Annotated in this window: 7 protein-coding genes; 1 reads left to right on the forward strand and 6 read right to left on the reverse strand. The window is 61.8% G+C overall.

Annotation, left to right across the window (positions count from 1 at the left end; all coding sequences use genetic code 11):
* Positions 1 to 22: 22 nt before the first annotated feature.
* From panC to metG, 6 genes are all read right to left on the reverse strand, one after another.
* Entirely contained in the window at positions 23 to 862 is an 840-nt protein-coding gene (gene panC, locus F1609_RS15350) for a pantoate--beta-alanine ligase (RefSeq protein WP_167077260.1), read from the reverse strand.
* Between the two features lie 35 nt (positions 863 to 897).
* On the reverse strand, positions 898 to 1,794 hold the full coding sequence (locus F1609_RS15355) for a segregation and condensation protein A (protein ID WP_167077261.1): 897 nt from the start codon (positions 1,792 to 1,794) through the stop codon (positions 898 to 900).
* Between the two features lie 17 nt (positions 1,795 to 1,811).
* The gene (locus F1609_RS15360; RefSeq protein WP_166872620.1) at positions 1,812 to 2,021 is read right to left on the reverse strand and encodes a DUF3460 family protein; all 210 of its coding nucleotides are present in this window, start codon (positions 2,019 to 2,021) and stop codon (positions 1,812 to 1,814) included.
* 117 nt (positions 2,022 to 2,138) lie between these two features.
* Positions 2,139 to 3,455: an enoyl ACP reductase FabMG family protein gene (locus tag F1609_RS15365; protein WP_167077262.1), complete on the reverse strand. Its 1,317-nt coding sequence runs from the start codon at positions 3,453 to 3,455 to the stop codon at positions 2,139 to 2,141.
* Between the two features lie 178 nt (positions 3,456 to 3,633).
* A complete protein-coding gene (locus F1609_RS15370) occupies positions 3,634 to 4,113 on the reverse strand; it encodes a GNAT family N-acetyltransferase (protein ID WP_167077263.1) in 480 nt (159 codons plus the stop codon).
* A gap of 15 nt (positions 4,114 to 4,128) precedes the next feature.
* Positions 4,129 to 6,258, reverse strand: a complete 2,130-nt coding sequence (gene metG / locus F1609_RS15375; protein ID WP_167077264.1) for a methionine--tRNA ligase — start codon at positions 6,256 to 6,258, stop codon at positions 4,129 to 4,131.
* A 173-nt stretch (positions 6,259 to 6,431) separates the two neighbouring features.
* Between metG and F1609_RS15380 the strand changes: the two genes are divergently transcribed.
* Positions 6,432 to 6,529, forward strand: a 98-nt coding sequence (locus tag F1609_RS15380) for an iron-sulfur cluster assembly protein (protein ID WP_167077265.1), incomplete at its 3' end; no start/stop codon positions are given.

Genomic DNA, 6,529 nt, shown 5'->3' on the forward strand with positions numbered 1-6,529 from the left:
AACGGTTTTGCAACACAACAGGTCAGATTTCGAGGTTGTCGATCAGGCGGGTAGTGCCGAGCTTGGCCGCTGCGAGCACGACCAGCGGGGCGCCTTGGGCGAGGTCGCCCGCGGTCGGCGGTTGCAGGTCGTTTTGCTTGCGGATCGAGATGTAGTCGGGCTTCCAGCCGCGCCGCGCCAGCTCGTCCATCGCTTTGTGTTCGAGCTGGAACACGTCCAGGTGGCCCGAGCGTACTTCGTTCGCGACCGCGTTCAGGGTCTGGTACAGCGCCGGCGCTTCGGCCCGCTCCGCTTCCGACAGGTACATATTGCGCGACGATAGCGCCAGACCGTCGTCCGCACGCCAGGTCTCGGCCGCGATAATCTGCGTCGGCAGTGCGAATTGACGGCTCATGTTGCGCACCATCATCAGCTGCTGATAATCCTTCTTGCCGAACACGGCGACCTTCGGTTGCACGCACGAAAACAGTTTCAGCACGATCGTGGTCACGCCGGTGAAAAATCCCGGGCGGAATTCGCCTTCCAGGGTGTTGCCGAGGTCTTGCGGCGGGCTGACCCGAAATTCCTGCGGCTCCGGGTACAGGTCCTTTTCGGTCGGCGCGAACAGCACGTAGACGCCTTCCTTTTCCAGCTTTTCCACATCGGCCTGGAAAGTGCGCGGGTATTTGTCGAAGTCTTCGTTCGGCCCGAATTGCAGGCGGTTCACGAAGATCGAGGCCACCACCGGGTCGCCATGCTTGCGCGCCAGGCGCATCAGCGAAAGATGCCCTTCGTGCAGGTTGCCCATTGTCGGCACGAAGGCCGTGCGCAGCTGGCCGCTGAGCTGGTCGCGCAGTTCTTCAACGGAAGAGATGATTTTCATGGGGCTTTCCTCAAACGGGTATCAAATGAATCGGCTTATGCCGGGGAGTAGGCGAGGCGCACGTAAATCGGCGCGAACGGCTCGGCCTGGGTAATTTCGATCAGGGTTTCCTTGGCCAGTTCCAGCATGGCCACGAAGTGCACGACGACAATCGGCACGCCGCCCTTGCCCTGGAACAAATCGGCGAACTCGACGAAGCGGGCGCTTTGCAGTTGCCGCAAGATCGAGGTCATGTGCTCGCGCACCGACAGTTCCTGGCGGCTGATGCGGTGGTGCTGGGTCAGCTTGGCGCGCTTGAGCACGTCCAGCCAGGCGCGCTGCAGGTCGAGCGGGTCCACATCCGGCCAGGTCGGAATGTTGCTCTGTTCGACGAACAGGGAGGGCCGGGTGAAGTCGCGGTCGAGCTGGGGAATGGCGTTGATTTCGTAGGCGGCCAGCTTGATCTGCTCGTAGTCGAGCAGGCGCCGCACCAGGTCGGCGCGCGGGTCGTAGGTGTCGAGCAGGTCATCGTCGGCCACGCGCTGCGGCAGCAGCATGCGCGACTTGATTTCGATCAGCATGGCGGCCATCAGCAGGTATTCGGCGGCCAGTTCCAGGTTGTGCAGGCGGATCTGGTCGACATATTTCAGATATTGCAGGGTGACCTGCGCCATCGGAATATCGAGGATGTTGAAGTTTTGCTTGCGGATCAGATAGAGCAGCAGGTCGAGCGGGCCTTCGAAGGCGTCCAGGAAGATCTCGAGCGCGTCGGGCGGGATGAACAGGTCGGTCGGCATGCGCAGCAGCGGTTCGCCGTACAAGCGGGCAAACGCGGGCGTCTCGGGCGGTATCTCTAGGACGGCCGGCAATTCGACCGGGGCGGCCGGTGCATCGCTGAGCGAGCCACCCGGCTCGGTGGCGAGTTCTTCCGTCGCCGCCTCTTCTGGCAACATGGTCTCGCCCTGAACCGTCAGAGTTTGTTCTGGTACACGTACGCTTGCTGCTGGACGCGCGATTCCTTGGTCTTGTCCTGGTCTGCCAGGGTGATCGGCGCCTTGTCCCACAGTAGCGCGCGGCCGGCGATCTGGCCCGCTTCCATCTCGGGATTCTTGGCCTTGAGCTCTCGGATGAACTTGGTGTGGTCGGATTCGTAGAGCTGGAATTGTTTGGTCAGTTTCATAATAGGGCAGTGGGTGGCGACGTGGATAGCGACAATGCTATTTTACCGCGAGCAAGGCGGCAGGGGGGATTCGTCGGGCGCCCCCAGGGTAGCCCGACGACAGTACAGTGCGGGCGCTTACGGGTGCAGTGCGTTCAGTTGCTTGGCGATGATGTCGTGATTGAGCCACACCACCGGGGCGATTTTCTCGGCGGCGCCGTAAAACATCAGCGGGCCGGCGCTTTCCAGCACCAGCGCACTGAGGTGGTCGGTGATCAGGGCCTTGCGGTCCTTGTGCAGCTTGGTCATGTCGTCCGAGGTGCCGATCATCACTTCGGCCAGGGCCGGGGTGTTGTCCATCGGCCAGGCGTCGAAGTTGCGGAAGCTGGCGCTGACCGGGTCGTTGTTGTAGGCCTCGATCTGGTCGATCAGGCTTTGCAGCGAGACGTCGTCATTGAGCAATTCCTGGCATTCGGCCCATTGCTGTTCGGCCCAGGCGGCGCCGCCTTCGCGTTTGAGGGCAGTCAGCAGGGGGAACAAGGACAACTCGACGCCGGCGAAAATATCCGAGGAGTTGGTGCGGATTTCAGGGCAGTTGAACACCGTTGCGGCAATGCCTTGCGCCCAGGCAGCCTGCGCCACGCTTTCGAGGCGCATCTTGGCGTAGCCCTGGGTGTAATTGGTGTAGGTTTGCCACTGGTATTTGCCGTCGATCAGGATTTCGCTGCCGTGGTAGCCGTACGCGGTGTAGCGCACTTCGCCGCCCTTGGCGGTAACGCGTTCGCGGATCGCCGCGCTGGCGGTAATCAGGTGTTGCAGGGTGTTGGCGGTGACTTCGTCGAAGTTCATCAGGATCAGCTTGCCGAGGTCGCTGTCGAGCAGTTCGCGTGACGACATGAAACGCTCGCCGCGGCCCTTGTAGATGCGGTTGGCGATCGCCAGGAAGGCCTTGATCTTGGGAATGCCGCCGGCCATGGTGTGGGCGAAGAAGACATTGCTGCCGTCCGGGATCAGCTTGTCGATCTCGGCCATGGCTTGCGCGGCGGAACTGGCGAAGCGGCGCACGCCGACTTCGCGGCAGCGCTCGACTGCGGCCCAGTCCAGTTTTTCTTCCTGCCAGCCCTTGAGGGTGACGCCGGACAGCATCTCGGTCGGGTTCTGTTCGCCGTCGGGCGCGTCGAGGTCGAAGCCGGCCATCAGCGGCACGTTGATGATGCGCCCGCCCAGCTTGGCTTCGGCTTCGGCCAGTTCTTCTTCGTTGAGTGCGCGCAGCGCGTTGTTGTCGTCGCGCCGGCCGACGGTGATGCCGACGATGGTCATGCCGGCCTTGCGTGCCTCGTCGATCAGGCCGTTAGCATAGCCACGGCCGAACAGCTCGCCGAACAGGACGAACACGTCGCCTTTGCGAAACAGATTGGCCTGCGGGATGTGCCTCAAGGAAGTCAATTCGGTCATAGATACCACTCAAAAGTAAGAAGGTTCGGGCGCCGGGCCCACCACCCCGCACAGGCGCCATGTTGCTGGCGGCTGGCATGCGGGGCATGTTGTTTTTCTCGTCAAGCGCGACATTATAGCGCCCGATTTCGGCGTTTCGGTATTGACGCGCTCATTCAATGCAAGGATGGCGTTGCTGTTAATGGCGCAGCACGCGCCGCATCACGCGCGGCGGCGGTTCGGCTGGATTGGCATGGGAATACTCGAGTTCGTGGGCCAGTTCGAATTCGTACGCCGCGTACAGGTCGAGCAGCCTGGGCTGGTCGTCGCGCACGGCCAGCCGCAGTTCCTGCACGCCGCTGGCCTGGCCTTGGTGGATCACCGCTTCCAGCAGGTGCTGCGACAGGTTGCCGCCACGGCAACGCGGCAGCACGCCCATGCGGCGGATTTCCCACACGTCCGGTTCGAACTCGTGCGGGGCCCAGCGGACCGAGCCGACCGGCGCGTCATCGAGCAGCAGGATGAAAGCGCCGCCGCTGCGCAGCTGTTCGGCCACGCGCTGGGCGCTCTCGCGGTGGCCGCTCGACGTCACCGTCACCGTGCCGGCCCAGCAAGCGCGGGTCAGGTCGGCGATCAGCTGGGCGTCGTCGTCGACAGCCGGGCGCACCACGAGGTTCATGGGCGTCTGTCGTCTTTAGCGGATGCGCATGCCCGGCTGCGCGCCCGGGAATGGTTCGAGCACGTACAGGCCCGGATTCGCTTTTTCGTCAGCGGCGGAGGCGCACAGGACCATGCCTTCGGAGACGCCGAACTTCATCTTGCGCGGTGCCAGGTTGGCCACCAGCACCGTCAACTTGCCGATCAGTTGCTCTGGCGTGTAGGCCGACTTGATGCCGGAGAACACGTTGCGCAGCCGGCCCTCGCCCACGTCCAGGGTCAGGCGCAGCAGCTTGTCGGAGCCGTCCACGTGCTCGCAGTTGACGATTTTGGCAATGCGCAGGTCGATCTTGGTGAAGTCGTCGATCTTGATTTCCGGCGCCAGTTCCTCGATATCACCACGCGCCGGCGCATCTGGCGCGGGGGCTGCGACTGCTGACGGCGCCGCCACGGCTGCCACCGGCGGCTTGTCGATCAGCGCTTCGACCATTTTCGGGTCGATGCGGGTCATCAGGTGGTCGTAGGCGCCGATTTCGCGGCCGAGCATGGTTTCGTAGACGGCCGCGCCCGTCGTGTCGCTCCAGCTCAAGGCATCGTCGCGCAGGAAGGCGGCGACCTTGGCTGCAACTTGCGGCAACACCGGCGAGAGCATGATGGTGACCTGGCGGAACAGAATCAGCGCCGTGGTGCACACATCGTGCAGTTCTGCCATCTTTTCCGGGTCCTTGGCCAGGATCCATGGTTTGTTTTCATCGACATACTGGTTGGTGATATCGACAATTTCCATGATTTCGCGCAGGGCCTTGCCGAATTCGCGGTTCTCGAAGTTGGCGGCGATGCGGGCCTGGCGTTCGTTGCCGTCGACCGTCAGCGCGCGGCCGATCCACTGCTGCGCCTTGGGCGAGAGGGTGGCGGTCAGCTTGCCGTCGAACTTTTTGGCGATAAATCCGGCGCAGCGGCTGGCGATGTTGACGTACTTGCCGATCAGGTCGCTATTCACGCGGGCAATGAAGTCGTCGCCGTTGAAGTCGAGGTCTTCCACCTTCGAGTTGAGCTTGAAGGCGATGTAGTAGCGCAGCCATTCCGGATTCATTTTCAGGTCGAGGTAGCGCAGCGGCGAAATGCCGGTGCCGCGCGACTTGGCCATCTTTTCGCCGTTCAGGGTCAGGTGGCCGTGCACGTTGACCTTGAGCTTGTCGATCACCGGGTGCCCGGCGAAGTTGAGCATCGCCGGCCAGAACAGCAGGTGGAAGGACACGATATCCTTGCCGATGAAATGGACTTGCTCGGTGTCCGGATCGTTCAGCAGGGCGTCGAAGTCGATGCCTTTCTTGCTGCAATAGTTTTTCAGGCTGGCCAGGTAGCCGACCGGCGCGTCCAGCCAGACATAGAAAAACTTGCCCGGCGCATCGGGAATCGGGATGCCGAAGTAGGGCGCGTCGCGCGAAATATCCCAGTCGGCCAGCTTCTCGCCGGCCTCGCCGAGCCATTCCGACACTTTATTGACCATTTCCGGCTGCAAACGGCCAGGCGTGTTCAGCCATTCCTTGAGGAAGGTGTAGCAGCGCGGGTCGGACAGGGCGAAGAAATACTGTTCCGATGGTTTCAGGATCGGGGTCGAGCCGGTGAAGACCGAGAACGGGTTCACCAGTTCGGTCGGCTGGTAAGCCGCGCCGCAGACTTCGCAATTGTCGCCGTACTGGTCCTTGGCGCCGCATTTTGGGCACTCGCCCTTGATGTTGCGGTCGGCCAGGAACATGCCCTTGACCGGGTCGAAGAAGCGGTCGACCGTCTTGGTGACGATCAGGCCGGTTTCGCGCAGTTTGCGGTAGATGCCTTGCGACAGCTCCACGTTTTCCGGGGAATCGGTCGAATACCAGTTATCGAACGCAATATGGAAGCCGTCCAGGTACTGCGGACGGCCGGCGGCGATCTCGGCCACGAATTCCTGGGGCGTGATGCCCTTCTTTTCGGCCGCGATCATGATCGGCGTGCCGTGGGTGTCGTCGGCGCAGACGAAGTGGACTTCACGGGCTGCGTCGCCGTCGCGTTGCATTCGCTGGAAGCGTACCCAGATATCGGCCTGGATGTATTCCATCATGTGGCCGATATGAAAAGCTCCGTTGGCGTAAGGCAGGGCGGTGGTGACGAACAGCTTGCGAGTCATGGTTAAGATGCGCTTTTTAATAAGTTTATTAGGAAATACAGAGGGCCATTTTACCAGCGGATGACCCGACTGCGCACGGGGGATTGCCCGGATTTGCCATTCAGGCAAGGCCGCACAGGGCGATTTGCGCTAAACTTCGGCATGTTTCTGCATCATATTCCTTGGAGATTTACATGAGCATCACAGTAGAAGACGTCGAGAATGCACTGACGGCGGTTATCGATCCGAACACGCAGAAAGATTTCGTTTCTTCCAAGGCGATCAAGAATAT

This window comes from Massilia aquatica (assembly GCF_011682045.1).
Lineage (GTDB): Bacteria > Pseudomonadota > Gammaproteobacteria > Burkholderiales > Burkholderiaceae_D > Telluria_A > Telluria_A aquatica.

What these genes read in the sequence shown, in the direction of transcription:
- panC (WP_167077260.1), bottom strand. Translation starts at nt 862, where the DNA reads ATGAAAATCATCTCTTCCGTTGAAGAACTGCGCGACCAGCTCAGCGGC.
- metG (WP_167077264.1), bottom strand. Translation starts at nt 6,258, where the DNA reads ATGACTCGCAAGCTGTTCGTCACCACCGCCCTGCCTTACGCCAACGGA.
- F1609_RS15360 (WP_166872620.1), bottom strand. Translation starts at nt 2,021, where the DNA reads ATGAAACTGACCAAACAATTCCAGCTCTACGAATCCGACCACACCAAG.
- F1609_RS15355 (WP_167077261.1), bottom strand. Translation starts at nt 1,794, where the DNA reads ATGTTGCCAGAAGAGGCGGCGACGGAAGAACTCGCCACCGAGCCGGGT.
- F1609_RS15365 (WP_167077262.1), bottom strand. Translation starts at nt 3,455, where the DNA reads ATGACCGAATTGACTTCCTTGAGGCACATCCCGCAGGCCAATCTGTTT.
- F1609_RS15370 (WP_167077263.1), bottom strand. Translation starts at nt 4,113, where the DNA reads ATGAACCTCGTGGTGCGCCCGGCTGTCGACGACGACGCCCAGCTGATC.